The organism is Microbacterium elymi (assembly GCF_021582895.2).
GTDB classification, from domain to species: Bacteria; Actinomycetota; Actinomycetes; order Actinomycetales; family Microbacteriaceae; genus Microbacterium; species Microbacterium humicola.
In genome coordinates this window covers 2,831,571-2,857,991 of record NZ_CP091139.2, presented here as the reverse complement: position 1 = coordinate 2,857,991, position 26,421 = coordinate 2,831,571, and the positions used below count along the sequence as shown (strand labels likewise).

Genomic DNA, 26,421 nt, shown 5'->3' with positions numbered 1-26,421 from the left:
GCGAACGCGGCGACGGCCGTGCGGGCCGCCGGACTCAGCGGGCGCAGCGGATATCGCCGTCGGGCACGGCGTCCTTCAGGAAGTAGTCGTTCACCGCAGCATCCACACAGCCGTTGCCCTTGTTGAAGCCGGTGTGCCCCTCGCCGACGCGGGTGATCAGGATGCCGGAATCCAGCTGCTTCGCGAGCGACACGGCCCACGCGTACGGCGTCGCCGGGTCGTTGGTAGTCCCGATCACCAGGATCGGTCCGGCGCCGGACGCGTGGATCTGCTCGCGCACACCGGTCGCCTTCTCCGGCCACACCGAGCAGGTGTCCAGATCGACGTTCCAGTACGGCGCGATGGTGGGCGCCTTCGTGTTCAGCTCGGCGACCGCCGCCTGCTTCTGCGCGGGGGTCGCGGTGTCGGGGTAGTCCATGCAGTTGTATGCGGTGAACGCCTCGTACGAGTTGTCCTGGTACTTCCCGTCGACCCGGTTGTAGTAGAAGTCGGCGAGCTGGAACGCCGGCCCGGCATCGCCGGAGACCGTGGCACTCAGCGCCTGCGTGAGGTACGGCCAGCTGTCCTGCGAGTAGAGCGCGGCGATGATGGCCGTCATCAGCGAATCGGCCCCCAGCATCCGCCCGTCGGAGTTGCGCAGCGGAGATCGGTCGACCCGCGCGAGCAGGGCGCCGAGGTCGGACATGCCGTCGTCCACCGTGCCGGCGAACGGGCATCCGCGGGCCTTCAGGCAGGACGCCATGTAGGCGCGCAGCGCCGACTCGAACCCGAGCGCCTGGGTCAGGCTCACGTCCAGCCCCGACACGGACGGGTCGATGGCGCCGTCCAGCACGAACCGGCCCACCCGCTGCGGATACAGCTTCGCGTAGGTCGCCCCCAGGAACGTGCCGTACGAGTAGCCCAGGTAGTCGAGCTTCTTCTCCCCGAGCACTGCGCGGATGAGGTCCATGTCACGGGCGGCGAACTCCGTCGTGACGTCAGGCAGGATGCCGTCGCTGTTGTGTTCGCACGCCTGACCGAACTTCTGCGCCGAATCGAGGATCTCGGACCGCCACGCGTCGGTGCCGCGGGCGTTCTTCGGGATGTCGAACAGGAATGCGTCCATCTGCTTCGCGTCGTAGCAGCGCACGGCGGTCGACTCGCCGACCCCGCGCGGGTCGAATCCGATGACGTCATACCGCTTGGCGAGCTCGTCGCCGACCGCGAACGTCAGTGAGTCGCGCACCAGCTCGATGCCGCTGGCCCCCGGCCCGCCGGGGTTCACCAGCAGCGATCCGAGCGCCTCGCCGCCGGTGGCGCGGTGGCGGATGATCGCCAGGTCGACGCTGCCGGCGGACGGCTTGTCCCAGTCCAGCGGAGCGGTGACCGTGGCGCACTGGTCGCCGTCGCTGCACGAGACCCAGTCGATCCGCTGCCCGTAGAACGGCAGCAGGTCGGCGGCCACGCCCTCGGTGTCGGCCGAGGCGCTCGTCGAGGGCGCCGGGTCGGCCGAGCCGCCGTCGGGGATCCACGAGAACAGGCAGCCGGTGAGGGCGACGGATGCCGCGGCGAGTCCGGCGAGGACGGCGACGATGCGGGTCTTGGCGTTCACAGGGTCCTTCCGTGGGCCACGGTGATGAGCATGCTCTCCAGTGCGAGCACCGGAGACACGTTCTGCTCGAGACGCTCGCGCGTCGTGGCGATCTCGTCGAGCACGATGAGTGTGTGGGCCGGGTCCCAGTTCGCCGCGATCTCGCCGAGACCGTCGGCCAGCTCTCGGTTGATGAGGTCGCCGTCCCGACCGAACTGCAGCATGAGCACGTCACGGTAGACCGACTGCAGATCGGTGAGCACCCGATCGATGCCGTCCCGCAGGCTCCGCGTGGCGCGGCGCTTCTGCTCGTCCTCGAGGGCCTTCAGCTGCGAGCGCACCGCCGGGGGCACCGCGGCGCCGGAGGCGATGCCGAACGTCGTCAGCAGCTGGGCGCGCTCCGCCTCGTCGCGTTCGGCGGTGAGCGCCTTCGCATCGTCGGTGGCGGCGGCCACGATCTGCGCGGCCGCCTCGACCGCGGTGCTGACGCCGCGGACCGCGAGCACCGCCCGCAGCGTCTCGGCGCGGCGCTGTCGGGCGGCGGCATCCGTCGCCAGCCGCTGCGCCATGCCGATGTGGCGCTGCGCGTGCCGCGCCGACTGCTCGGCCAGGTCCGGGTCGGCGCCGGTGCGCTCGGCGATCAGCCGGGCCACGTCCGCCACCTCCGGGTCGCGCAACCGCAGCGTGCGCACGCGCGAGCGGATCGTCGGCAGCAGGTCGGCGTCGCTCGGGGCGCACAGCACCCACACCGTGCGCTCCGGCGGCTCTTCCAGCGCCTTCAGCAGCACGTTCGAGGTCCGCTCGGTCATGCGGTCCGCATCCTCCATCACGATCACCCGATAGCGGCCGAGCGACGGCGCGAAGTACGAGCGCTCGACGAGCGCGCGCGCGTCCTTGATCGAGATGATGACGCCCTCGGTGCGCAGAGGCGTGTAGTCGGGATGCGTGCCGGCCAGCACCTGTTTCATCGCCGCCTGGTCACCGGGCTCGGCGATCAGCGCCGCGGCGAACGCGCGGGCCAGCGTCGAGCGCCCCGACCCGGGCGGACCGGTCAGGAGCCACGCGTGCGTCAGAGCGGAGGGGTCGGATGCCGCGGACTGCAGCGTCTGGACCGCATCGGCCTGACCCCAGACCTCGCCCCACGGCAGATCGCGCACGGCGGCGGCGGCGGCGGGGGCATCCATGCCGACCAGCCTAACCGCGCCCGACGACGCCGCCGGGACCACGTCATCGGTCAGCCGACGTGCGCCGCGATCCGGTCCCGCACGCGAGCGGCGATCTCATCGACCGGCTGCGCGGCATCCACGATCAGGAAGCGACCCGGCTCGGCCGCCGCCAGTGCCAGGAACGCCGCGCGCACCCGCGCGTGGAACGCGGCCTCCTCCGCCTCGAGCCGGTCGAACGGCTTGTCGGCGGCATCCAGCCGACTGCGGGCGGATGCCTCATCCAGGTCCAGCAGCACCGTCACATCGGGCAGCGCCCTCCACGGCCCACAGCGAGAGGTCGCGCACCTCCGCCGCATCCAGAACCCGTCCGGCGCCCTGGTAGGCGACCGACGAGTCGAGGTAGCGATCCTGGATCACCACGGCTCCCCGTGCGAGCGCCGGGCGGACCACGGTCGCGACGTGGTGGGCCCGATCGGCGGCGTACAGCAGCGCCTCGGCCCGCGGCTCGACGTGACCGCGGTGGTGCAGCACGATGTCGCGGATGCGCTGACCCACCTCGGTGCCGCCCGGCTCGCGGGTGCGGACCACCTCACGCCCCTGGTCTCGCAGCCAGCCCTCCAGCAGCGCCGCCTGGGTGGACTTGCCCACCCCGTCGCCGCCCTCGAAGGTGACGAACAGCCCGGTCACTTCTTCTTCGCCGCGGGCTTGCGCGTCGTCGTCTTCTTCGGAGCGGCCTTGCGCTTGGGCGCCGGACCCTTCGCGCGCTTGTCGGCCAGCAAGCTGCACGGCGCGGGCGAAGTCGACGGCCATCGCGTCCTCGCCGCGCGGCACCGTCGCGTTCGTCTCGCCGTCGGTCACGTACGGGCCGAACCGGCCGTCGCGCAGCTTGATCGGCTTGCCGCTGACCGGGTCCGCCTCGAACTCCTTCAGCGCGCTGGAGGCCCGCTTGGCACCGTACTTGGGCAGCTTGTACCGCTCCAGCGCCTCGTCGAGGGTGATCTCCAGGCTTGCCCTCGGAATCCAGTGTCCGCGAGTCGGTGCCCTTCTTCAGGTACGGCCCGTAGCGTCCGTTCTGCGCGGTGATCTCCTCACCCGATTCCGGGTCGGTGCCCAGCACGCGCGGCAGCGACGGCAGGCTGCAGTGCGGACTCGAGGTCGACCGTGTCGACCGTCATGCTCTTGAACAGCGAGGCGGTGCGCGGCTTGGGCTCGGCGGCCTTCTTCGCAGCCGCCTTGCCCTTGGCGCCCTTCGCGGGCGCGGCATCCACGACCTCGCCGGTGGCAGCATCCACCCGCTCCGGGTCCTCGGGCTCGACCTCCTGCACGTACGGGCCGTATCGCCCGTCCTTCACCACGATGAGCTTGCCGTTCTCGGGGTTCTCGCCCAGCACGCGGTCGCCCGCCACCGGGGCGTCGATGAGCTCCTGCGCCTTGGCCGGGGTCAGCTCGTCCGGTGCCAGCTCTTCGGGCAGGTTCACCCGCCGCACCTCGGCGTCCGGATGCTCCGGGTCGGTGACCTCCAGGTACGGACCATACCGCCCGATGCGCAGCACGGCGTTGTCGGTGATGCGGGTGGAGTTCAGCTCGCGCGCATCGATCTCACCGAGGTTGTCGACGATGTGGCGCAGACCGGCGTGGCCCTCGGAGCCGAAGTAGAACTCCTTGAGCCAGTCCACGCGCTTCTGCTCGCCGCGGGCGATGGCGTCCAGATCGTCTTCCAGCGCGGCGGTGAAGTCGTAGTCGACCAGGTCGGTGAAGTGCTGCTCAAGCAGCCGGATCACGCTGAACGCGGTCCAGCTGGGCACGAGCGCCTGCCCGCGCTTGGTGACGTAGCCGCGGGCCAGGATCGTGTCGATGATGCTGGCGAACGTGGACGGCCGGCCGATGCCCTTCTCCTCCAGCGCCTTGACCAGGGATGCCTCGGTGTAGCGCGGCTTCGGCGCGGTGGCGTGCCCCTTGGGCTCGACGTCGCGGATGGCCAGCACGTCGCCGACCGCCAGCTGGGGCAGGGCCTGATCGTTCTGCTTGTCGCTGTCCGAGCGCTTCTCGTCCCGGCCCTCCTCGTACGCCTCGAGGAATCCCTTGAAGGTGTACACGGTGCCGGATGCCGTGAACTCGGCGCTCTGATCGGGCAGGGCGATCTGCAGGGTCACGGTCGTGGTCTCGTACGTGGCATCGGACATCTGGCTGGCGACGGTCCGCTTCCAGATCAACTCGTACAGTCGCGCCTCGTCGCGGTCGAGGGAGCCGGTCACCTGCGACGGCGTGCGGAACTGCTCACCCGACGGACGGATGGCCTCGTGCGCCTCCTGCGCGTTCTTGCTCTTGCTCTTGTAGACGCGCGGGTTCAGCGGCACCGCCTTCGGCCCGTACAGCTTGCACGGCCTGCTCGCGCGCCGCCTGGACCGCCTGCGTCGACAGCGCGGTCGAGTCGGTGCGCATATAGGTGATGAACCCCTTCTCGTACAGGCGCTGGGCCACGCTCATCGCGTGCTTGGCGCTCATCGAGAGCTTGCGACCGGCTTCCTGCTGCATCGTCGAGGTCGTGAACGGCGCGTACGGGCGGCGGGTGCCGGGCTTGGACTCCAGCTTGGTGACCGACCCCTCGGCCGCTTCGGCGACCGCCGCCGCCAGGGCCGTGGCGCGCGCTTCGTCCAGCACGACGACGGCCTTCTTCAGCTGGCCGCGATCGTCGAAGTCCGTGCCGCGGGCGATGGGCGCGCCGTCCAGGCGCGCCAGCTGGATGCCGAACGCGTCGGCGTGCTTCGCGGCCGAGGCCGCGACATCCCAGTACGAGGCGGAGACGAACGCCATCCGCTCGCGCTCGCGGTCGACGACCAGCCGGGTCGCCGCGGACTGCACGCGACCGGCCGACAGCCCCTGCTGCACCTTCAGCCAGAGCACCGGCGAGATGTCCCAGCCGAACAGCCGGTCCAGGATGCGGCGGGTCTCCTGCGCATCGACCAGGTCGAGGTCGAGCTCGCGGGTGTTGTCGACGGCGGCACGGATGGCGTCCTTGGTGATCTCGTGGAACACCATGCGCTTGACCGGGACCTTCGGCTTGAGCGCCTCGAGCAGGTGCCACGCGATGGCCTCGCCCTCGCGGTCCTCATCGGTGGCCAGCAGGAGTTCGTCGCTCGTCTTCAGCGCCCGCTTGAGTTCGGCGACGGTCTTCTTGCCGCGCTCGGACTCGACGTAGTAGGGGGCGAAGTCGTTCTCGATGTCGATCGAATAGCGACCCACCGAGGTCTTCTTCAGCTCGGGTGGGATCGCCTTGCGATCGGCCAGGTCGCGGATGTGACCGACCGAGCTGAGCACCTCGTAGCCGTCGCCGAGATATCCCTGGATCGACTTCATCTTGGTCGGGGACTCGACGATGACGAGCTTCTTGCCGTGTGCCAAAGGGGTGGTCCTTTCTTCGATGCACACCATACACACCCCGGACGGGCACGAGCCTGTGTGGACATCGAGTGCGGTCCGCGTCATCCCGGCGCCGAGACCGCCGGCGGGCCGGCGCGGGCCGACGCGGTGGCCCAGAGCGCCCCGAACCCGAGGTGCACCGACACCGTGGCGACCAGCCCGTCCACCTCGCATGCGGTCAGCGCCGCGCCGTCCGCCTCGGCGAGCTGCGCCGCACGGTCGCAGGGGATGCCGGTGGCCGCTCCGGATGCCGCATCCGCCGCCGCGAGCGCGGCGGCGTCGGCGGCTCCGGCCGCGCGCTGCGCCTGCACGGCGGCCGCACCGACGGCTCCCAGCGAGACGGTCAGGACCGCGGCGACCCCCATGGTCCCGACCGCGAGCACGGTGCCGGCCATCGGTGTCTCACAGCCCGCCGGCCAGAGCGCACGACTGCGCGCGCAGCGCGGCGATCGGCACGGGCAGACCGGCGGGCGCCGAGGCGTCCACGCAGACGAATTCGTCCCGGTGCCGCACGATGCCGGTGGCCCCGCCCACCGCGTCGGCAAGGACCGACTGCGCGCGGGCGACGGTTTCGCCGCGGGCCACGAGGCGCGCCGCGTCGGCCGCGGCATCCTGCAGCCGCACCTGTCGCCCGCAGGCGCCGAGCACGCCCGCGCCCAGGGCGAGGACGAGCACGACGGCCGGCAGGACGACCGCGAATTCGGCGGTCACCGATCCGCGGTCGTCCCGGTGGATCCTCATGACACGGTCAGGGCGCGACGGACGAGATCGGTGAGGATGCCGCGGACCTCGTCCGAGCGCATGATGACCACCAGCAGGCCGGCGAATGCCACCGCCGCCATCGTGGCGATCGCGTATTCGGCAGTGGCCGCGCCGGTGTCGTCGGCGTCGGCCAGGAACAGCCGGGCGGCTCGACGCCGGGTCAGGGCGGGAAGGGATGTCGTTCGGTTCATCGTTTCGCTCCTTATACATGGGTGGGTGGGCACGTCTTCTCACGGCGACGGTCATCTCACAGAGACAGCGGCGTCGAGGTGAGCACACTGAGCAGGCATTGGGGCGACCCCGAGCAGCAGGAAGGCGGGCAGGGTGCACACGCCGAGCGGGATGAGCAACCGGGATGACAGCCGGGCCGCGCGCATCCGTCCGTCGGTGCGGGCTCGGTGCCGGGCGAGGACGGCGCCGGCGCGGAGGAGTTCGGCGGCCGGCACCCCGGCCGAGCGAGAGAGGGTGAGGATGCCGGCGGTCTCGACGTCGACCGCCTCGGCGCCGGCCGCGGCCACGATCCGCTCGGCGCGCCCGATCGACACGCCGCCGGACAGGGCGATCGCCATCAGGTCCGCGCTCATGCCGGGCACGGCGTCGTCGGGGTCGGCGCGGCGGACCAGCGTCCCGCTCCAGCGCCGTGCCGCCACGATCAGGCCGATCCCGGCGAGCGCGCAGACGATGCCCGCCGGACTGGCCACGAGCGTGCGGAGCGTGTCGAATCCGAGGGCGGCGCCCAGCCCCACGGCCACCAGCGGCAGCCAGGACATCAGGCGCGCGGTGCCGGCCGGCTCGGCCAGCGCGACGCGCACCTCGTCCCGGGTCTGCGCGGCATCCTGCAGCGCCGCGGCGATCCCGCGGAGGCTGTCGGCGAGCGGAGCCCCGACGGTCTGGGCGATGCTCCACGCCGCCGCCACATCCCGCCAGTCGTGGCCGGCCGCCGCGATCGCCGCCGGGATGTCCTGCCCGTCCTCGATCCGCGCGACCACCGCGGCCGCGTGGGCATCGCCGACGGCGGCGAGGTGCCGCCAGGCGGCGGCCGGCAGCACACCGGCCTGCAGCAGCACGGCCAGCCGCAGCACCGTGGCCGGATCCGGCCCGGCCGGCGGCGTCGGGCGCCGGGGCCACGGCATCCTCACCATTCCCGCACCTCCATCGCCAGTCGCCCCTTGCGCACGAGCGGGCGGCCGAACCCGGCCACCCGGCGCGAGCCGTCCGGATCGCGCTCGAGGTGCAGCACCCCGCCGATCGCGCTGGCGACCTGGCGCGCGAGGGCCGTGTCGCCCAGGCCGGCGAGCGCGCCGAGCGCCTCGAGCCGCGCCGGCACGTCGTCCAGACCGTTGGCATGGACCGTGCCGGCCCCGCCGTCATGACCGGTGTTCAGCGCGCTGAGCAGCTCGCGCACCTCGTCGCCGCGGCACTCCCCCACCACGAGCCGGTCCGGCCGCATCCGCAGCGCCTCGCGCACGAGCCGGGCCAGGCCGATGCCGCCGGCGCCCTCGAGGTTCGCCTGGCGCGCCTCCAGCGACACATGATGCGGGTGGGTGATCTGCGAGCTCGGCGACGTCCTCGATCGTGACGATGCGCTCGCTGGGCGGCACCCGCGAGAGCATCGCGCCCAGCAGGGTGGTCTTGCCGGTGCCGGCGGCACCGGTGATCAGGACGTTCTCCCGCGCCCGGATGAGCTCTTCGAGCCGCCCGCGCCCGTCGTGGTCGATGGTGCCGGTCCGCTCCAGACCGTCCAGGCCGAGGCCGGTCGCCCGCGGCACGCGTATCGAGATCGCCGTGCCGCCGCGTGCCACCGGGGCAGCACGGCATGGATGCGGATCCCCGCCTCCAGCCGCACGTCCACGCAGGGATGCGCGTCGTCGATGTGCCGGTTGCCGGCGCTGATCAGCGCGACCGCGAGATCGCGCACATCGGCCTCGGCCGCGCGCCATCGCGGCTCGCGCTGCCCGCCGCTGCCCCGGTCGATGAACAGTCCGTCCGCGCCGTTGACGAAGATGTCGGTCACCGCGGGGTCGTCCAGGTACGGCGCGAACGGATCGAGCGCCGGATGCCGCGGGCCGGCCGGCGGCGGCCCGGGGTGCGCGGCCTCGGCCGGTGCCGGCACCGCGGTGCCGGGTCGGGGACGGACGACGAAGGGCTCGGGCATGCACCGAATCTAGGCATCCGCCGGGCTGCGGTTGTCCGCGAGCGGCGGATCCGTGGACAACGTCCCGCCCGCGCCCGGCTGGGGAGGAACCGGCGCCGCGGTGCCGGCGGGCAGCATCCCAGACGCAATAAAAGGCGGCATCCCATGGGGGAATGGGATGCCGCCGTGCGCAACACCACAATCGGGGGGTGATCGGGATGCTGCAATGCCAGAATCGAATGTTCGGCCGAGGATGAGCATACGCAACTTCGTTGAGGACGACAAACAAATCAGCATCCGGGACGTGATATATCGAGTGACGATTTCCTCATCCGCCGTCCCGCCACGAGACCGCTCCCACCCCGCGCGCCCCCAACTATCGGCGGTAGTGGCACCATCAGGGCGGGAGTAGATTGACGCACGGCCTGGGCGACGCCGGATGTCGCCCGTCGCCCGTCACCCGCAGTCAACCCCGCAGTCCCCCGCAAAGGAGCGCCCCATGAGCAGCCAGATCGATCATCTCCTCGACGAGGACCGCGAGTTCCCGCCGTCGGCGGAATTCGCCGCGCAGGCGAACGGCTCGGCGGAGCTCTACGAGCGGGCCGGCGCCGACCGCGAGGGATTCTGGGCCGACCAGGCCCGCGAGCTGCTGCACTGGCACAAGCCGTTCACCCAGGTGCTCGACTGGTCGAATGCGCCGTTCGCGAAGTGGTTCGACGACGGCGAGCTGTCGGTGGCCTACAACTGCCTCGACCGACATGTCGAGGCCGGCAACGGCGACCGCGTGGCGCTGCTGTTCGAGGGCGAGCCCGGCGACTCGCGACGCATCACCTACGCTGAGCTGACCGCCGAAGTGAAAAGGGCCGCGAACGCCCTCGAGCAGCTGGGCATCGGCCAGGGCGACCGGGTGGCGATCTATCTGCCGATGATCCCCGAGGCGGTCGTGGCCATGCTGGCGTGCGCCCGGGTGGGCGCCATCCACTCGGTCGTGTTCGGCGGCTTCTCGGCCGACAGCCTCCGGTCGCGGGTGGATGACGCGGCCGCTCGGCTCGTGATCACCGCCGACGGGGGCTACCGCAAGGGCAAGGTGTCGCCGCTCAAGCCCGCCGTCGACATGGCGCTGGCCGATCGCGGCGCCGGGGTGCAGGAGACCGTCGAGCATGTCGTGGTCGTCCGCCGCGGCGAGAACGACGTGGAGTGGACCGACGGCCGCGACCTGTGGTGGCACGACCTGATGGAGCAGGCCGCCCCCGAGCACGAGGCGAAGCCGTTCCCGGCCGAGAACCCGCTGTACATCCTGTACACGTCCGGCACGACCGGCAAGCCCAAGGGCGTCATCCACACCTCGGGCGGGTACCTCACCCAGGCGGCCTTCACCAACCGGTACGCGCTGGACATCCATCCCGAGACGGATGTCTTCTGGTGCACCGCCGACATCGGCTGGGTCACCGGACACACCTACGTGGTCTACGGACCGCTCGCGCTGGGCGCCACGCAGGTGATGTACGAGGGAACGCCCGAGACGCCGCATCCGGGGCGCTGGTGGGAGATCGTGCAGAAGTACGGCGTGTCGATCCTGTACACCGCACCGACCGCCATCCGCTCCTTCATGAAGCAGGGTCGGCAGATCCGCAGCAGTTCGATCTGTCCAGCATCCGGCTGCTGGGGTCGGTCGGCGAGCCGATCAACCCCGAGGCCTGGATCTGGTACCGCGACATCATCGGCGGCGGCGACGTCCCGATCGTCGACACCTGGTGGCAGACCGAGACCGGAGCGGCGATGATCGCCCCGCTGCCGGGTGTGACCGCCGCCAAGCCGGGCTCGGCGCAGGTGCCGCTGCCGGGGATCACGGTGGACGTCGTCGACGAGCAGGGGCAGCGGGTCGAGAACGGCAACGGCGGCCTGCTGGTGGTCACCGAGCCGTGGCCGGCGATGCCTGCGCGGCGTCTGGGGCGACCCCGAGCGCTTCACGGCCACGTACTGGGAGAAGTTCGCCGCGCAGGGCTATTACTTCGCCGGGGACGGCGCGCGCAAGGACGAGGACGGCGACATCTGGCTGCTGGGACGCGTCGACGACGTGATGAACGTCTCGGGCCATCGCCTGTCGACCACTGAGATCGAGTCGTCGCTGGTCGCGCACGAGGCGGTCGCCGAGTCGGCGGTGGTCGGGGCGACCGACGACACGACCGGCGAGGCGGTGGTCGCGTTCGTGATCATCAAGGAGAGTTACCTCTCCGCGCACTCCCCCGAGGGGCTGGCAGGCACGCTGCGCGGGTGGGTGGGCGAGCAGATCGGCCCGATCGCGCGGCCGCGCGACATCTACATCGTCGGCGAGCTGCCCAAGACCCGTTCGGGCAAGATCATGCGCCGGCTTGCGCGACGTGGCCGACGGGCGCGAGGTCGGCGACACCACGACCCTCGCCGACACCGCCGTGATGAGCATCATCTCCGCACAGGTGAGATAGGCGGGATCCGCACGATGGGCGGACGGCCGGGACCCACAGGTCCCTGAGCGAGCGCAGCGAGACGAAGGGCCAGAACCCACAGGTCCCTGAGCGAGCGCAGCGAGACGAAGGGCCAGAACCCACAGGCCCCTGAGCGAGCGCAGCGAGACGAAGGGCCAGGCCCGGGCGATCGCGGGGGCCACCGGCCCTTCGTCTCGTCGCTGCGCTCCTCGCTCAGGGACCTGGAAAGGGCGCCACCGGCCCTTCGTCTCGTCGCTGCGCTCCTCGCTCAGGGACCTGGTGGGAGCTCGTGCCATCGATGCCGTACGCTCCAGCCGGGGAGTTCGTCGTACCGACCGTCGATCAAGAGCTCCTTCTTCGCCCGGGTCCAGCCGTGGATGCGCCTCTCCCACAAGTACGCTGCGTCGACGTGATCGAAGTCGCAGTGCCAGACGAGTTCCACCGGCCTGTGCTTTCGAGTGTGGTTCGCACCGACACCCGACTGGTGCTCTGCAATTCGCAACTCGAGGTTCGTAGTGCTTCCCGTGTAGTACGAGCCGTCGGCGCAAGCGAAGGATGTAGACCGCGGGCATGACTCGACGGTAGATCGCGAGTCCCATCGGCGGTGAGAGTTGTCCACAGGTCCCTGAGCGAGCGCAGCGAGACGAAGGGCCGGGTCCCGGGCGATCCACCGGGCCACCGGCCCTTCGTCTCGTCGCTGCGCTCCTCGCTCAGGGACCTGGTGGGAGGACTCAGGGGGCGACGGAGAAGATGACCTCGACCTCGACCGGACTGTCCAGCGGGAGCACGGGGGCTGCGACCGCCGAGCGCGCGTGCCGTCCCGCCTCGCCGAACACCTCGCCGAGGAGCTCGCTCGCGCCGTTGATGACTCCCGGCTGCCCGGTGAAGTCGGGTGTGGATGCCACGAACCCGGTGACCTTGACGACCCCGGTAAGCCGGTCCACGCCGCCGACGGCCGAGCTGCGGCGGCGATGGCGTTCAGCGCGGACTGGCGGGCGTAGCCCTTCGCATCCTCTGCCGTGACCGCGCCGCCGACCTTGCCGGTCGCCGGCAGCGCGCCGCCCGACATGGGCAGCTGGCCGGAGGTGTACACGAGGTCGCCGTGGACGATCGCCGGAATGTAGGCGGCGACCGGTGGGACGACGTCCGGCAGGGCGATGCCGAGGTCCTGGAGAGTCTGCGAGACGCTCATCTCAGCGCCCTTCGAACTGGACGGATGCCTCGGCCGCGGCATCCAGCCCCGCGTTGGCTGTGCCGCCCCCGAGCGGGCGCTTGAAGTAGGCGACGAGGCCGCCTTCGGGGCCCTGGACGACCTGCACGAGCTCCCAGCCCTGCTTGCCCCAGTTGTTGAGGATGGCCGCGGTGTTGTGGATCACCAGCGGCGTGGTGAGGTATTCCCAGGTGGTCATCGGGCTCTGGCTCCTTCGAATCCGGCACGGGCGTCACGGCAGGTTCTCAGCCGCCCCCTGGAGGCTTCGCCCAGCAATCTCCTTTACGATCAAGCCTATGCCCCACTCGAAACGCACGGCTGCTGGCGTGGCCGGCGGGCTGCTCGGCCTGGTCGGCCTGAGCGCAGTCGCCGGACTCCTCATCACCGCGACGGTCACCCCTGCCGTCGCCGTCACCAGCGCCGCAGCCACCAGCGCGATCGACATGTTCAACAACCTGCCGAGCGTGCTGACCATCGACAAGCTCAGCCTTCCCACCACCCTGGTCTACAAGGACAAGGGCAAGGACGTCACCCTGGCGACGTACTACGACCAGAACCGCGACCCGGTGAAATTCACCGAGGTCGCCCCGGTCATGTACGACGCGCTGCTGTCCAGCGAGGACCCGCGCTTCTACGAGCACGGCGGCATCGACCTGGTCGGCACGACGCGTGCCCTGCTGTCCAACGCACAGGGGGCCGGCCAGACGCAGGGCGGCTCTTCGATCAGCCAGCAGTACGTGAAGAACGTGCTCGTGCAGAAGTGCTACTGGGACGCGAAGACCGACAAGGAAGTGCGGGAGTGCTACGTGCGCGCGACCGACTCCGAGGGTCCCGACGGCTATCAGCGCAAGCTGCAGGAGATGCGGTACGCGATCGCACTCGAGCAGCGGTACTCCAAGAACGACATCCTGCTCGGATACCTGAACATCGCGAACTTCGGCGGCGTGACCTATGGCATCGAGGCCGCCGCGGTGCGCTACTTCGGGGTGCACGCGAGCAAGCTCTCGGTCGCACAGGCGGCCACGCTGGCCGGAATGGTGCAGAACCCGAACACGTACCGCATCGATCTGCCGAAGGGCACGACCACCAACAGCAAGGGCGAGGCCGTCAACAGCAAGGCCGACGGCTACTCGCTGACCAAGAAGCGGCAGACCTACGTCCTGGACCGGATGCTCAAGGACGGCAAGATCACCCAGAAGCAGCATGACGAGGCGTACAAGGCCAAGATCGTCCCGAAGATCACCGACGTGCGGACCGGGTGCAACGGCTCGAACAAGATCGCGCCGTACTTCTGCCAGTACGTCACGTCCGTCATCAAGAACGATCCGGCGTTCAAGGAGAACGGCCAGGAGCTGCTGCAGAAGGGTGGGCTGAAGATCTACACCACGCTCGACCCGCGCGTGCAGAAGGTGGCGAACAAGGCGCAGGACGAGTACGTGCCCAACTCGGTGAAGGGCATGAACTTCGGGTCGACCTCGGTGAGCGTCGAGGCCAAGACCGGCCGGGTGCTGGCCATCGCGCAGAACACCGCCTACAAGGCCGCCGGTGAGACCGAGCCGGGCAAGACATCGCTGGTGTACGCCGGCGACAAGCAGTTCGGGGGTCGGGAGGCTTCCAGGCCGGATCGACGTTCAAGCTGTTCACGCTCGTGGACTGGCTCGAGCAGGGCAAGTCCCTCAACCAGATCGTCAACGGCACGAATCGCACCATCAGCACATGGCCCTCCAGCTGCGTCGACGGCGGGGCGCTCACCGGTACCCCTTACAACGTCCGCAACTACGACAAGGTGCGCGGCTACTTCGGCACTCCGAAGCGCTTCACCGCCCAGTCGCTGAACTCCGGATTCACCGGCATGGCCTCTCAGCTCGACCTGTGCGACATCGGGAATGTCGCCAAGCGGCTCGGCGTGACCGACCCCAACGGCAGCGTGCTTCCCCTCGCGACCAAGGCTCCGAACCCCTCCGAGATCATCGGCGTGGACAAGGTCTCGCCCATGGCGATGGCCGGGGCCTATGCGGCGATCGCCAACAAGGGCGTGTTCTGCCAGCCGCGCGTGATCGACAAGATCGTCGATTCCACCGGCAAGGAACTCGAGCTGCCCAAGCGGACGTGCACCCGGGTGCTCGACGAGAAGGTCGCCGCCACCGCCGCGTACGCCCTGCAGGGCGTGATGACGGGTAACGGATCCGGTGCGTTCGGCAACCCGAACGACGGTACGCAGCTGATCGGCAAGACCGGCACGCACGAGACCTACCAGACGTGGCTGATCACGGCGAACACCAAGGTCGCCACCGCGAACCTGGTGGGAACGGTCGACACCGAAACTCCTTCAGGAGACGACCCCGACCTGTTCCACCACTACTACGACGGCTGGCAGCTCTCCAGCATCCGGTACCGGCTGGCACGCTCCATCCAGGGGGCGATCGACGGGATCTATCCCGGTGGGAAGTTCCCCGACCCCGATTCGAACCTGACCCGCCAGGTGCTGGTGACCCTGCCGAGTGTGGTGGGCATGTCGGTGGATGACGCGACGAAGAAGCTCGAGAGTGCCGGATTCTCGGTGACCGTCGGCGACGAGGTCGACTCCGATCAGCCGAAGGGCCAGATCGCCGAGCAGAGCCCCGGCGCGGGCAAGGTCGCCGGCGGCACGAACGTGACGATCAGCCCCAGCAACGGCAAGGGCATCGCGGTGCCCGACGTGACCGGGCGGTCGCCGGAAGAGGCGGTCGCGATGATCCGCGGCGCCGGCTTCGGCAACGTCGACACCCAGTGTCAGAAGGACGACGCCGGCGACGGCACCGTGACGGGGACCGATCCGGCGGCCGATACGGTCACCGGGCCGAACACCAAGGTGACGGTCACGTATAAGGCGCCGGACTGCGGCGGCGGCAAGCCGGACAAGCCGGGCAAGGGCGAAGGCCGCGGTTGACCCGCGCCGACTCCCCCGCGCGCACCGCCCTCACCGTGCTCGGCACGGTGGGGGCGGTCGGCGTCGGCGCCGCGGTCTGGGGCATCGGCATCGAACGCTATCTGTTCACGGTGCGCCGCCACGTGCTGCGGATGCTGCCGCCCGGCGCCGCGCCGATCCGCGTGCTGCACCTGTCGGACGCGCACATGGCGCCCTGGCAGCACCGCAAGCAGCGATGGATCGCGTCGCTGGCCGCGCTGCGGCCGGACGTGATCGTGAACACCGGCGACAACATCGGCCACATCGACGGGCTCGCGGGCATCCGTGATGCATTCGCGCCGTTCCGCGGCATCCCGGGCCTGTTCGTGCACGGATCGAACGATCACGTCGCACCGTCGCCGCGCAACCCGTTCAAGTACTTCTCCGGGCCGTCGCGCCACGTCATCGAGGCGGAGCCGGTGGATGTCACGGCCCTGGATGCCTTCCTGTCGGACGAACTCGGCTGGACGGGCATCAACAACGCCGCTGCATCGATCGCGGTGAACGGGCTGCGCATCGACGCATTCGGCGTCAACGACGCGCACCGGGACTGGGACGATCTCGACGCACTGCCGGATGCGATGGCGGCGCTCGGGACCGGCGCCGACCTGACCTGGGGCGTCACCCACGCACCGTACCGCCGCGTGCTCGACCGCTTCGTCGAACTGGGCGCCGAGGCGCTGTTCGCCGGGCACACGCACGGCGGCCAGGTGCGCATCCCGTTCTCGCCGAAGGCGCTCGTCGCGAACTGCGACATCCCACTGGATCAGGCCCGCGGACTGAGCGGCTGGACCCACGGCGGCCGTACCGTGCCGTTGAACGTCAGCGCCGGCATCGGCCACTCGATCTACGCGCCCGTGCGGTTCGCCTGCCGCCCCGAGGCGTCCCTCATCACCCTGCTGCCGCGGTAGCGGCGCGAGCCGCGCCCCGGGATAGGGTGACCGCATGCCTGTGCACGCCCCGCGATTCCAGCCGCCCCGCCTGACCGATCTCGAGGACGGCGACCTCGCGGACGTCCTTCCCGGCGACGCCTTCGACGGGCTGCGGTTCATCGGGGCATCGCTTGCCGACCGCGATCTGCCCGACCTGACGTTCACCGAGTGCGCGTTCGACGGGCTCGCCCTCGGCGGGTTGAGGAGTCGCGGCATCCGGATGGTGGACTGCACGATCGACTCGGCCGACGGCGCCACGATGTCGGCCGTCTCGGCGACCCTGCGCGACGTGGACATCAGCCACTCGCGCATCGGCTCGTTCGAGACCTACGGCAGCGGCTGGAGCGGCATCCGGCTCACCGGATGCAAGCTCGGATACGTCAACCTGCGCGGCAGTGCGCTGACCGACGTCGTCTTCGACGACTGCCAGATCGACGAGCTGGACCTGACATCGGCGAAGGCCACTCGCGTCAGCTTCGCCGGAAGCCGGCTCGGAACGCTCGAGGTGCCCGGCGCCACACTCGCGCACGTCGATCTGCGCGGCCTCGAGCTCTCGCGGATCGTGGGCATCGAGGGGCTGAAGGGCGCCGTCATCGACGAGACGCAGCTCGGCAAGCTCGCGCCGTTCTTCGCGGAGCAGCTCGGACTGACCGTGCTCTGACCCGAACCCGACCCTGTCCGCCCATCCCCGCTCCACCCGACATCCACCCGATTTCCAGGCTCCGGGCATAACGTCGCGAACGTGCCCAACGCAGCGAAGTGGAATGGAAGGCACCCACTCGGGGTCGTCGGCGGGCTGATCGGGCTCGTCGCACTCAGCGGCATCGCCGGGGTGCTGATCACGGCTGCCGTGACACCAGCCGTCGCGACGGCGAGCGCCGCGGCCACGACCGCGATCAACACGTTCGACAGCCTCCCCAGCGAGCTTGCAGATCGACCCGCTCGAGCCTGCCCACCACCATCTACGCGAAGAACCCGGCCACCGGCCGCGAACAGGTGCTCACGCGGTTCTACGACCAGAACCGCGTCCCGGTCACCTGGAACCAGATCGCACCGGTGATGTACGACGCGATCCTCTCCAGCGAGGACCCGCGGTTCTACGACGAGGGCGGCATCGACCTGCTCGGCACCACCCGCGCTGTGCTCTCCAACCTCCAGGGCGACAGCAACGTCCAGGGTGGATCCTCGATCAGCCAGCAGTATGTCAAGAACGTCCTCGTGCAGGACTGCTACGGCTCGGTCGACGACCAGAGTCTGACGCAGGCCAAGAAGGACGCCGCGATCCAGGCCTGCTACAACGAGGCCACCAACGACAACGGCCCCGAGGGCTACGCCCGCAAGCTGCAGGAGATGCGGTACGCGATATCCCTTTCGCAGAAGTACTCAAAGGACCAGATCCTGCTCGCCTATCTGAACATCGCGAACTTCGGCGGAGTGACGTACGGCATCGAGGCGGCATCCGAGTACTACTTCGGCGTGCATGCCAGCAGACTTGATCTCGGCCAGGCGGCCACCCTGGCGGGCATGGTCCAGAACCCGAACACCTACCGCATCGACCACCCGAAGGACCCCGCCAACGGCGACGCCAACCACTACGCCCTCACCAAGCAGCGGCAGGAGTATGTGCTGGGCCGGATGAAGGCGGGAGGCAAGATCACCGATGCACAGTACGGGGCCGCGATGAGGGCGCCGATCAGACCGAAGATCACCGCACCCGCCACCGGATGCGCGAGCACGAGCGTGCAGTACTTCTGCCAGTACGTGACCTCGATCATCAGAAGCGATCCGGCGTTCGGCAAGACGGCGCCGGACCGCGAGCAGGCGCTGCGCCAAGGGGGGCTGAAGGTCTACACGACCCTCGACCCGCGCCTGCAGAAGGTCGCCCAGGACACAGTCGCGAAATACGCGCCCTCGAAGTGGCCCGACTACGGCTACGGCTCGACGGTCGTGAACATCCAGCCGAAGACCGGCGACATCCTCTCCATCGCGCAGAACACGCACTACAGCACGACATCCTCGTCCCCCGACTCCGGACAGACCAGCGTCGTATATGCCGGAAACAGCATGCAGGGTGCGAACGGGTTCGAGGCCGGCTCGTCGTTCAAGCTGTTCACCCTGCTCGCGTGGCTGCAGGCCGGCCATTCCGTCAACGAGGTCGTGAACGGCAACGTCCGGGTCATCCCGCACATCACGAACTCGTGCCAGGGCGACTGGACGAACACGCACGACACGATCATCCAGAACTTCCGGCACGAGGCCGGCTACTACGGCACGCCGATGCAGTTCACCGCCCAGTCGCTGAACTCGGGCTACCTCGCGATGGCCGCCAAGCTCGACCTGTGCACCGTGATGAAGGATGCCACGAAGCTCGGCGTGACGCTGGCCAACGGCCACGGCCCGGTGCAGATGACCGACCTCTTCTCGGTGCTCGGGTCCAACTCGGTCTCGCCGATCGCGATGGCCGGCGCGTACGCGGCCATCGCCAACCACGGGAAGTTCTGCCAGCCGCGCGTCATCGCGCGGGTGACGGATGCCGACGGCAAGGATCGCCCGGTGCCCGAGCGCACCTGCACCCAGGCGATCGACCCCGGCATCGCCGCCACCGCGGAATACGCTCTGCAGGGGTGCCTGCGCCCGGGCGGGACGGCCGCGGTCGCGAACCCGAACGACGGCACGCCGCTGTTCGGCAAGACCGGCACGCACAACGGCGAGCAGACCTGGCTGATCACGTCGAGTTCGGCGATGACCTCGCTGGTGTGGTCGGGGATCACCGACAATCACGGGGATCCGGACCTCGACATGTACACCTGGTATTACCGGGGCACCGACCTCGCCGAGATCCGCTACCCCATGTCGGAGCGGATCCAGCGCGCCGCCGACAAGTACTATCCGGGCGGGCCGCTGCCCGATCCCGAGGCGAAGCTGATCGTGTTCTCCGGCCACTACCCGAACTGGGGGCACACCGCCAAGAAGCACAAGGGCGACAAGGGGGCGGCACCGGAGAGCACTCCTCGCCGGGGCCGACGAGCACGCCGTCGCCGCCACCGGCGCCGACGACGAAGCCGTCGCCGCCACCGGCCCCGACCAAGCCGCCTCGACACGGGCACTGATGGGTTCGGCATCCCTGCGGTTCGGACCACCCCCGGCGATCGGGTAGACTCGAACGGTTGCCACGGGGTGTGGCGCAGCTTGGTAGCGCGCTTCGTTCGGGACGAAGAGGCCGCAGGTTCAAATCCTGTCACCCCGACAATCAAAGGCTCCACTGCGGTGGAGCCTTTGCTGTAGAGAGGACCCTGCATGCCGAGCCCCCGCCTGATCGCCTTCGATCTCGACGACACGCTGGCGCCGTCCAAGGCGGCGATCGACCCGCGCATCGGCGCACTGCTGATCGCGCTGGCCGAGCGCGTGCAGGTCGCGATCATCTCCGGCGGACAGCTCGCGCAGTTCACCACCCAGGTGGTGGACCGGCTGCCGGATGCCGCACCCGCCGTGCGCGACCGCATCCACCTGCTGCCCACCTGCGGCACGCAGTACTACCGGCTGACCGCGGACGGGGTGCGCACCGTGTACGCACACGCGCTCACCGACGACGAGAAGTCCCGCGCGCTGGGCGCCATCGAGGACGAAGCCCGCCGGCTCGGATACTGGGAGGCCGAGGCCTGGGGCCCGATCCTGGAGGATCGGGGCTCGCAGATCACGTTCTCCGCTCTCGGACAGCAGGCGCCGCTGCATGCCAAGTCGGTCTGGGACCCGACCGGCGAGAAGAAGAACACGCTGCGGGCGGCGGTGGCCTCACGGCTGCCGGATCTCGAGGTGCGCTCGGGCGGCTCGACCAGCGTCGACATCACCCACCGCGGCATCGACAAGGCCTACGGCATGCAACGCTGGCGGAGCAGACCGGCATCCCGCTCGACGACATGCTGTTCGTCGGCGACCGGCTCGACCCGGACGGCAACGACTACCCGGTGCTCGCACTCGGCGTGGCCTGCCAGGCCGTCACCGGGTGGGAGGACACCGCCGCCTTCCTCGATCGACTCCTCCCGACCCTGTAGCCCGCGGTTCGGTCGACGCGAACGGTCATCTTCCGCAGCCGATCACGACCATCTGCGTCGACCGGACATGCAAAGCGCGACCGGGCTGCGGCATCCACCCGCCGATGCCGGCGGTCCGACTTCAGCGGGTGGTGCGTGCGCGCGGTGCCCGGGTCGGCGCGCTCCGCGCCTGTCCCGCCACCGGCGTCAGACGGGTCAGCTGCGTGACGTGCTTCGGCGTCAGCTCGCCGAGCGACGAGACGCCGAGCAGCTTCATCGTGCGCTCGATCTCGCTGCGCAGGATCTCGATGGTACGGTCGACGCCCTGGCGGCCGCCGGCCATCAGTCCGTACAGGTACGCGCGTCCGATCAGGGTGAACTTCGCCCCCAGGGCGACGGATGCCACGATGTCGGCGCCGTTCATGATGCCGGTGTCGACCATGACCGTGGCGTCCTTGCCCACCTCGCGCACCACCTGGGCAGCAGCCGGAACGGGATCGGCGCCCGGTCGAGCTGGCGTCCGCCGTGGTTGGACAGCACGATCCCATCCACGCCCAGATCGATCAGCTTCTTCGCGTCCTCGACGTTCTGCACGCCCTTGATCACGATCTTGCCGGGCCACATCCCCCGGATCACCTCGAGATCGTCGTAGCTGATCGTCGGGTCCATCGCGGCATCCAGCAGCTCGCCGACGGTGCCGCCCGTCGTCGACAGCGACGCGAACTCGAGCTTGGGCGTGGTGAGGAAGTCGATCCACCACCACGGCCGCGGAATCGCGTTCACGATGGTGCCCAGGGTCAGCTGCGGCGGAATGGAGAAGCCATTGCGCTTGTCGCGCAGGCGAGCGCCGGCGACCGGGGTGTCGACGGTGAAGAACAGCGTGTCGAATCCGGCCGCGGCGGCGCGGCGCGTCAGCCCGTACGAGATCTCGCGGTCGCGCATGACGTACAGCTGGAACCAGTTGCGCCCGTGCGGGTTGGCCTTCTTCACCTCTTCGATCGACGTGGTGCCCAGGGTCGAGAGGGTGAACGGGATGCCGGCGGCTCCGGCTTGCGCCTGCTCCGGCGATCTCGCCCTCGGTCTGCATCAGCCGGGTGAAGCCGGTCGGCGCTATGCCGAACGGCAGCGCCGACCGCCTGCCGAGGATCTCGCACGACATGTCGACCGAGGGCGCGGGCTTGAGGATGCCGGGGTGGAACTCCACGTCCTCGAACGCCTGTCGCGCCCGGGCGATCGACAGCTCTCCCTCGGCCGCGCCGTCGGTGTAGTCGAACGCGGCCTTCGGCGTGCGGCGCTTGGCGATCGTGCGCAGGTCGGCGATCGTCAGCGCGGCATCCAGGCGGCGCTTGCGCAGATCGAGTTCGGGCTTCTTGAACTGCATCAGCTCGAAGATGTCGCCGAGGTTCGGAAGCTGCCTGGTGACCATCAGCGGTCCTTTCGATCATGGGTGAGTCCGGCATGGGCGTAGTAGCCCGTGATGTGGTCGTGCACGAGACGTCGGGCGCGCGCCGGGTCGCCGAGGCCGATCGCGTCGACGATCTGGCGGTGCTGGGCGCGCAGCCGGGCGACCGTGTCGTCCCAATCGGGCACCCGCTGGGCGCCGGCGAGCACGTACGACTCGATCGCCTCGCGCAGGCCGGCCATCATGGCGGCCACCACCGCGTTGCCGGATGCCTCGGCCAGCGCGGTGTGGAACTGGGCGTCCAAGGCGAGGAACTCCTGCGGGGTCAGGTCCGCGGCATCCATCGCGTCCAGCACCGCGCGCGCGTCGTGCAGGGCGCCGGCATCGGACTCGCCTGCATGGCGGGCGTCGGCCGCGGCGCGGGCGAGGTCCGCGGCGACGGAGGTCTCCAGGACGAGCCGGGTGCGCACGACGTCGTCGATCGGGAAGCCCTGCGCGGCCACCTGCAAGCCGGCAGCGCCGACATTCCGCCCTGCGGGGTGGCGATGACGATCGCGCCCGAGGTCGGCCCGGAACCCGTGCCGGTGCGGATCAGTCCCATCACGTCCAGGACGCGCAGCGCCTCGCGCACGCTCGAGCGGCCGACGCCGAGACGCGCCGCGAGCTCGCGCTCCGGCGGCAGGTGGTCTCCCGGAACGAGGGCGCCGCCGAGCAGATCGGACTCGATCTTCTCCAGCACCACGCGCCACGCGCGCGCCGGGGCATCGGCCATTGCCGCCTCCTCTGTGGTCAGACCACTCTATCCCTGTGTGGTCTGACCACGCAAGGGCGGGGTCGCGCCGCTAGTCTGAGCACGTGGTTCCCCTCGGCATCGTCCTCATCGTGGCGGGCGCAGTGTGCGCGTTCTGCTGGATCGCCTCGCTGATCACCCGCGACACCTCCTGGGTGGATCGGCTCTGGTCGATCGTCCCCGTCGTCTATGCCTGGATCTTCGCCGGCGCCGCCCTGGCGAGCGGGTCCGATGCGGCCCGTGCGGTGCTCATGGCGGTCCTGGTCACGCTGTGGGGCACCCGCCTCACCTTCAACTTCGCCCGCCGAGGCGGCTACACCGGCATGGAGGACTACCGCTGGGCGATCCTGCGCGGGCGCATGAAGCCCTGGCAGTTCCAGGTGTTCAATCTGCTGTTCATCGTGCTGTACCAGAACGCGCTGCTCGTGCTCATCACCCTGCCGGCGCTCGTGGCGGTGCAGCATCCGGCTCCCTTGACCGGGGCGGACGCGATCTTCGCGGTCCTGTTCCTCGGCTTCCTCGCGCTCGAGTTCGCCGCCGATCAGCAGCAGTGGAACTTCCACCGGGCCAAGAAGACGGCCGGCGGCCACGTCGAGCCGGGCTTCGCGACGACGGGACTGTTCCGGTTCAGCCGGCACCCGAACTTCTTCGCCGAACAGCTGCAGTGGTGGATGTTCTACGGCCTCGGAGCGACGGCGGCCGTGGCATCCGGCGCCGGATTCTGGGGCGGGGCGGTGAATGCGACGATCATCGGCGCGGTACTGCTGAGCATCCTGTTCATCGGGTCGACGATCTTCACCGAGTCCATCTCGGCCGCCAAGTACCCGGCGTACCGCGAGTATCAGCGGACCACGTCGATGCTGGTGCCGTGGCCGCCGCGGCACTCCGGCAGGGCCGCCGAGCGGGCATAGGCCTCAGCCGACGCGACCGCCCGACTCGCGCAGGTAGCACTCCGCGCACATCGACTCGTACGTGACCCGGTCCGCGGTCAGCTCGTCGATCGCGACCTGGTCGCCCTCGAACACGAACCGCCCGCCGACCAGCCGCGCGTTGAACAGCGCCTTGCGCCCGCAGCGGCAGATGGTCTTCAGCTCCTCCAGGCTGTGCGCGAGTTCGAGCAGTCGGCGCGACCCGGGGAATGCGCGGGTCTGGAAGTCGGTGCGGATTCCGTATGCCAGCACCGGCACGCCGTCCAGCACGACGATCCGCAGCAGGTCGTCGACCTGCTCCCGGGTCAGGAACTGCGCCTCGTCGATGAGCAGGCAGGCCACGTCTGCCGTGGATGTCGGGATCAGGGCGGTCTCGGCATCCTGCCGCACCCGCGCCCGGTGGCGGCCGAAGACCTCGCGCAGGTCGTCGTCCGGACGGATCAGGAAGTCCACCTCGCGGGTGACTCCCAGCCGGCTGGAGATGCGGTCGGCGTGCTTCGTGTCGATCTCGGGCTTGGCCAGCAGCACGGTCTGCCCGCGCTCCTCATAGTTGTAGGCGGCCTGCAGCGAGCGATGTGGACTTGCCGGAGTTCATCGCCCCGTACCGGAAGTAGAGTTTGGCCACCCGCCGAGTCTACGGACCCGGAGGGTGGTCGCACTCCGACCGAGACTGCTACTCCGTGTGCCGGCGGCGGCGGACGGCCAGGAGGATGCCGATCCCGATCATGACGGCCGCCGCGGCCAGCGCGCCCCAGGCGATCCCCGGCCCGCCGGTGACCGGCAGGTCCTCGGCGGCGGTGAAGGTGTTCACGAACTGCGCCACCGCCGCCTGCTCGACCGCCGCGGACTGGATCGTGACGGTGACCGGCGGCGGCGTCTGGTCCGCGCCGCCGTCATCCGTCTCGCTGACGGTGCACACGGCGCCGACCGGCAGCGGCGCGATCAGCTCGGAGCGCAGCACCAGGCTCGTGCCCGTCTTCCGCAGCGTCACCGTGTCGGTGTATGCCTCGTCATCGTCGTTGAACGCGCACACGACTCCGAACACGAACGGCCCTGTCGCGCTGGACGCCCCCGTTCCGTCGATCCGCTTCAGCACCTGCAGCGCACCCGCGCCGTAGGTGTTGGTGACGGTGATGGTCGCCGGCGCGTCAGGGTCGTCGGTCGCGACCACCGGGCCCGAGCCGTCGCCGTCGGCAGCCGGCGGATCATAGGTGACCTCGGTCGCCTGCCCGGTGTCGGTCTCGATCGCGGAGCAGTCGGCGCCGGAGAGCGTGTCGATCTCGGCCGGCGTGCCCGGCGTCACCTCGACCATCACCGGGAAGCCGGGGAGCACGGCGCCGTCCGCGCTGCAGGTGACCGCGATCGGGAACGTGTCCGGGGCGAAGGCCGCGGCGTCCCCATCCACCCGCTTGTCGACGCGGATGACCGCCGGGTCGAACGAGTTGGTCACCGTCACCGTGGCGGTCTGATCGGCATCGACCGAGATCGGTTCGTCCGGATCGATGGTGACCGTCGAGGCGCCCCCGTCGTCGGTCTCGGCCACGGTGCACTCCGCGCCCGCCGCGATGTTCACGACGCGGGCGCTCAGCGGCGCTCCGCCCCGAGCGTGACGGTGCCGTCCCAGACGGTGCGCGACCCGGTGGCGTCATCGAGGGTGCAGTTCAGAGCCAGGATGAACGGTCCGGCGCCGTACACGTCGGCGACGTCCCCGGTGACCTGCTTGACCAGGTTGATCGCGCCGACGTCGAACGCGTTCGTGATCACGGCGGTGTTCGCCGTGCTGCTCGTGTCGGGGGCGAGCTCGATCGGCGCACTCGTGCCGTCGGTGGAGACCGGATCGTCGCTGCCCGCTGTGGTGACGATCGTCGTGGATGCCGCACCCTTGTCGTCGGTCTCGGTGACGGTGCACGCTGCCCCGGCCGGCAGGCCGGTGTAGGTGATGGTCTGACCGTCGCTGAGGTCGGCGGTCATCGGTCGCAGCCGACCGTAGCCGGCGGCGTACACCGGGGCGCCCAGGAACGTACACGTGGTCTCCACGGTGAACGGACCGTAGGGGATGGGATTGCCGTCCTGATCGGTCGCGATCGACTCGACCGCCTTCGTGATCGCCAGTGAGGCGTAGTCGTACGTGTTCGTCAGCGTCACGGTCTCGAAGTCGGCGATCTCACGCTGGACGGTCGCGGTCGTCGACCCCGACGAGGTCTGACCGCTGTCGCCGTCGTCGGCCAGTATGCACGTCGCGTGGTATGGCAGGTCGTAGACCGTCACCGGGGTGTCCGGGGTCAGCGTCATGCCGGCCACGTCGGCCGGCAGCGGGACATTCTGACCGGCGGACGTGCACGACAGGGTGACCGGGAATGCATCGGGTGCGTACTCCGCCGCAGCGTCGCCGTCGAGCGTCTTGACCACCTGCACGCCGCCGTGCGCGAGTCCGACGCCGACGCGCGGCGGCTCGGTCGTCAGCGTGTACGGTCCGCCGCCGGCGATGCGCGCGCTGGTGCCGACGGTGTTGAAGGCGTAGGAGTCGGTCGCCGAGAACGCCGTCGTGTTCGGTGTGTCGGCGGGTGAGTACGCCGGAGCCGTCATCTGCACATCCACGTCGAACGTCGGCTGCCGGCTGCACGGGGCTGTCGGGCAGGTACTCGGTCTGCAGGCCGGTCACC

The 26,421-nt window shown here is 70.0% G+C and carries 16 protein-coding genes, 1 tRNA gene and 11 pseudogenes; 10 read left to right on the top strand and 18 right to left on the bottom strand.

The window, feature by feature from the left end:
- Nucleotides 1–34: 34 nt before the first annotated feature.
- The 9 genes and pseudogenes from L2X98_RS15565 to L2X98_RS21690 all read right to left on the bottom strand — a co-directional run bounded on the left by L2X98_RS15565 (nt 35) and on the right by L2X98_RS21690 (nt 9,073).
- Entirely contained in the window at nt 35–1,591 is a 1,557-nt protein-coding gene (locus L2X98_RS15565) for an alpha/beta hydrolase (protein ID WP_259611524.1), read from the bottom strand.
- Nucleotides 1,588–2,754, bottom strand: a complete 1,167-nt coding sequence (locus L2X98_RS15560; RefSeq protein ID WP_259611523.1) for a DNA polymerase III subunit delta' — start codon at nt 2,752–2,754, stop codon at nt 1,588–1,590. Before L2X98_RS15560 ends, L2X98_RS15565 begins: the two co-directional genes overlap by 4 nt.
- 50 nt (nt 2,755–2,804) lie before the next feature.
- A pseudogene (gene tmk, locus L2X98_RS15555) lies at nt 2,805–3,423 on the bottom strand (dTMP kinase).
- Nucleotides 3,420–6,138: pseudogene (gene topA / locus L2X98_RS15550) on the bottom strand (type I DNA topoisomerase). Before topA ends, tmk begins: the two co-directional pseudogenes overlap by 4 nt.
- 80 nt (nt 6,139–6,218) lie before the next feature.
- Entirely contained in the window at nt 6,219–6,551 is a 333-nt protein-coding gene (locus tag L2X98_RS15545) for an Rv3654c family TadE-like protein (RefSeq protein WP_259611522.1), read from the bottom strand.
- A gap of 7 nt (nt 6,552–6,558) precedes the next feature.
- Nucleotides 6,559–6,867 carry a TadE family type IV pilus minor pilin gene (locus tag L2X98_RS15540; RefSeq protein ID WP_259611521.1) on the bottom strand — a complete coding sequence of 103 codons (309 nt, stop codon included), beginning with the start codon at nt 6,865–6,867 and terminating at the stop codon, nt 6,559–6,561.
- Between the two features lie 26 nt (nt 6,868–6,893).
- A complete protein-coding gene (locus L2X98_RS15535) occupies nt 6,894–7,109 on the bottom strand; it encodes a DUF4244 domain-containing protein (RefSeq protein ID WP_259611520.1) in 216 nt (71 codons plus the stop codon).
- A gap of 51 nt (nt 7,110–7,160) precedes the next feature.
- Nucleotides 7,161–8,051 (bottom strand): type II secretion system F family protein, encoded by an 891-nt coding sequence (locus tag L2X98_RS15530; RefSeq protein ID WP_259611519.1) that lies wholly within the window; start codon nt 8,049–8,051, stop codon nt 7,161–7,163.
- Between the two features lie 2 nt (nt 8,052–8,053).
- Nucleotides 8,054–9,073: pseudogene (locus tag L2X98_RS21690) on the bottom strand (TadA family conjugal transfer-associated ATPase).
- Between the two features lie 478 nt (nt 9,074–9,551).
- Here L2X98_RS21690 and acs point away from each other — a divergent pair.
- A pseudogene (gene acs / locus L2X98_RS15515) lies at nt 9,552–11,517 on the top strand (acetate--CoA ligase).
- Nucleotides 11,518–11,785: 268 nt separating this feature from the next.
- Here acs and L2X98_RS21685 read toward each other — a convergent pair.
- The 3 genes and pseudogenes from L2X98_RS21685 to sp36 form a co-directional block, all read right to left on the bottom strand.
- On the bottom strand, nt 11,786–12,136 hold the full coding sequence (locus tag L2X98_RS21685; protein ID WP_354003073.1) for a GIY-YIG nuclease family protein: 351 nt from the start codon (nt 12,134–12,136) through the stop codon (nt 11,786–11,788).
- Between the two features lie 112 nt (nt 12,137–12,248).
- Nucleotides 12,249–12,709: pseudogene (locus L2X98_RS15510) on the bottom strand (RidA family protein).
- Nucleotide 12,710: 1 nt separating this feature from the next.
- The gene (sp36, locus tag L2X98_RS15505) at nt 12,711–12,926 is read right to left on the bottom strand and encodes a Sp36 family protein (protein WP_259611517.1); all 216 of its coding nucleotides are present in this window, start codon (nt 12,924–12,926) and stop codon (nt 12,711–12,713) included.
- Here sp36 and L2X98_RS21680 point away from each other — a divergent pair.
- From L2X98_RS21680 to L2X98_RS21675, 5 genes and pseudogenes are all read left to right on the top strand, one after another.
- Nucleotides 12,871–13,737 (top strand): annotated as a pseudogene (locus tag L2X98_RS21680) (transglycosylase domain-containing protein); the annotation flags it as partial. The gene sp36 and the pseudogene L2X98_RS21680 overlap by 56 nt on opposite strands.
- 638 nt (nt 13,738–14,375) lie before the next feature.
- On the top strand, nt 14,376–15,656 hold the full coding sequence (locus L2X98_RS15495) for a PASTA domain-containing protein (RefSeq protein ID WP_259611516.1): 1,281 nt from the start codon (nt 14,376–14,378) through the stop codon (nt 15,654–15,656).
- The gene (locus L2X98_RS15490; RefSeq protein WP_259611515.1) at nt 15,653–16,585 is read left to right on the top strand and encodes a metallophosphoesterase; all 933 of its coding nucleotides are present in this window, start codon (nt 15,653–15,655) and stop codon (nt 16,583–16,585) included. Before L2X98_RS15495 ends, L2X98_RS15490 begins: the two co-directional genes overlap by 4 nt.
- A gap of 34 nt (nt 16,586–16,619) precedes the next feature.
- A complete protein-coding gene (locus tag L2X98_RS15485; RefSeq protein ID WP_259611514.1) occupies nt 16,620–17,267 on the top strand; it encodes a pentapeptide repeat-containing protein in 648 nt (215 codons plus the stop codon).
- 98 nt (nt 17,268–17,365) lie between these two features.
- Nucleotides 17,366–18,184, top strand: a pseudogene (locus tag L2X98_RS21675) (transglycosylase domain-containing protein); the annotation flags it as partial.
- A gap of 14 nt (nt 18,185–18,198) precedes the next feature.
- On the opposite strand, the gene L2X98_RS15480 reads toward L2X98_RS21675, so the two are convergent.
- Nucleotides 18,199–18,381 (bottom strand): hypothetical protein, encoded by a 183-nt coding sequence (locus L2X98_RS15480; RefSeq protein WP_259611513.1) that lies wholly within the window; start codon nt 18,379–18,381, stop codon nt 18,199–18,201.
- Between L2X98_RS15480 and L2X98_RS21670 the strand changes: the two are divergent.
- The 3 genes and pseudogenes from L2X98_RS21670 to L2X98_RS15460 form a co-directional block, all read left to right on the top strand.
- Nucleotides 18,347–19,249, top strand: a pseudogene (locus L2X98_RS21670) (penicillin-binding transpeptidase domain-containing protein); the annotation flags it as partial. The gene L2X98_RS15480 and the pseudogene L2X98_RS21670 sit on opposite strands and share 35 nt — an antisense overlap.
- 530 nt (nt 19,250–19,779) lie before the next feature.
- A tRNA-Pro gene (locus L2X98_RS15465) sits at nt 19,780–19,853 on the top strand.
- Between the two features lie 50 nt (nt 19,854–19,903).
- Nucleotides 19,904–20,658: pseudogene (locus L2X98_RS15460) on the top strand (HAD-IIB family hydrolase).
- Nucleotides 20,659–20,779: 121 nt separating this feature from the next.
- On the opposite strand, the pseudogene L2X98_RS15455 reads toward L2X98_RS15460, so the two are convergent.
- Together L2X98_RS15455 and L2X98_RS22470 are read right to left on the bottom strand one after the other, a co-directional pair.
- A pseudogene (locus tag L2X98_RS15455) lies at nt 20,780–22,063 on the bottom strand (alpha-hydroxy acid oxidase).
- Nucleotides 22,063–22,811, bottom strand: a pseudogene (locus L2X98_RS22470) (FadR/GntR family transcriptional regulator). The pseudogenes L2X98_RS15455 and L2X98_RS22470 overlap by 1 nt, the downstream one beginning before the upstream one ends.
- 83 nt (nt 22,812–22,894) lie before the next feature.
- Here L2X98_RS22470 and L2X98_RS15445 point away from each other — a divergent pair.
- On the top strand, nt 22,895–23,740 hold the full coding sequence (locus L2X98_RS15445; protein ID WP_259611510.1) for a DUF1295 domain-containing protein: 846 nt from the start codon (nt 22,895–22,897) through the stop codon (nt 23,738–23,740).
- A 3-nt stretch (nt 23,741–23,743) separates the two neighbouring features.
- Here L2X98_RS15445 and L2X98_RS15440 read toward each other — a convergent pair whose 3' ends face one another.
- The 3 genes from L2X98_RS15440 to L2X98_RS15430 all read right to left on the bottom strand — a co-directional run bounded on the left by L2X98_RS15440 (nt 23,744) and on the right by L2X98_RS15430 (nt 26,344).
- Nucleotides 23,744–24,286 (bottom strand): thymidine kinase, encoded by a 543-nt coding sequence (locus L2X98_RS15440; RefSeq protein WP_435526212.1) that lies wholly within the window; start codon nt 24,284–24,286, stop codon nt 23,744–23,746.
- Nucleotides 24,287–24,431: 145 nt separating this feature from the next.
- Nucleotides 24,432–25,301: a DUF5979 domain-containing protein gene (locus tag L2X98_RS15435; protein ID WP_354002825.1), complete on the bottom strand. Its 870-nt coding sequence runs from the start codon at nt 25,299–25,301 to the stop codon at nt 24,432–24,434.
- A gap of 41 nt (nt 25,302–25,342) precedes the next feature.
- Nucleotides 25,343–26,344, bottom strand: coding sequence for a DUF5979 domain-containing protein (locus L2X98_RS15430; protein WP_259611508.1), 1,002 nt, complete (start codon nt 26,342–26,344; stop codon nt 25,343–25,345).
- Nucleotides 26,345–26,421: the final 77 nt, after the last annotated feature.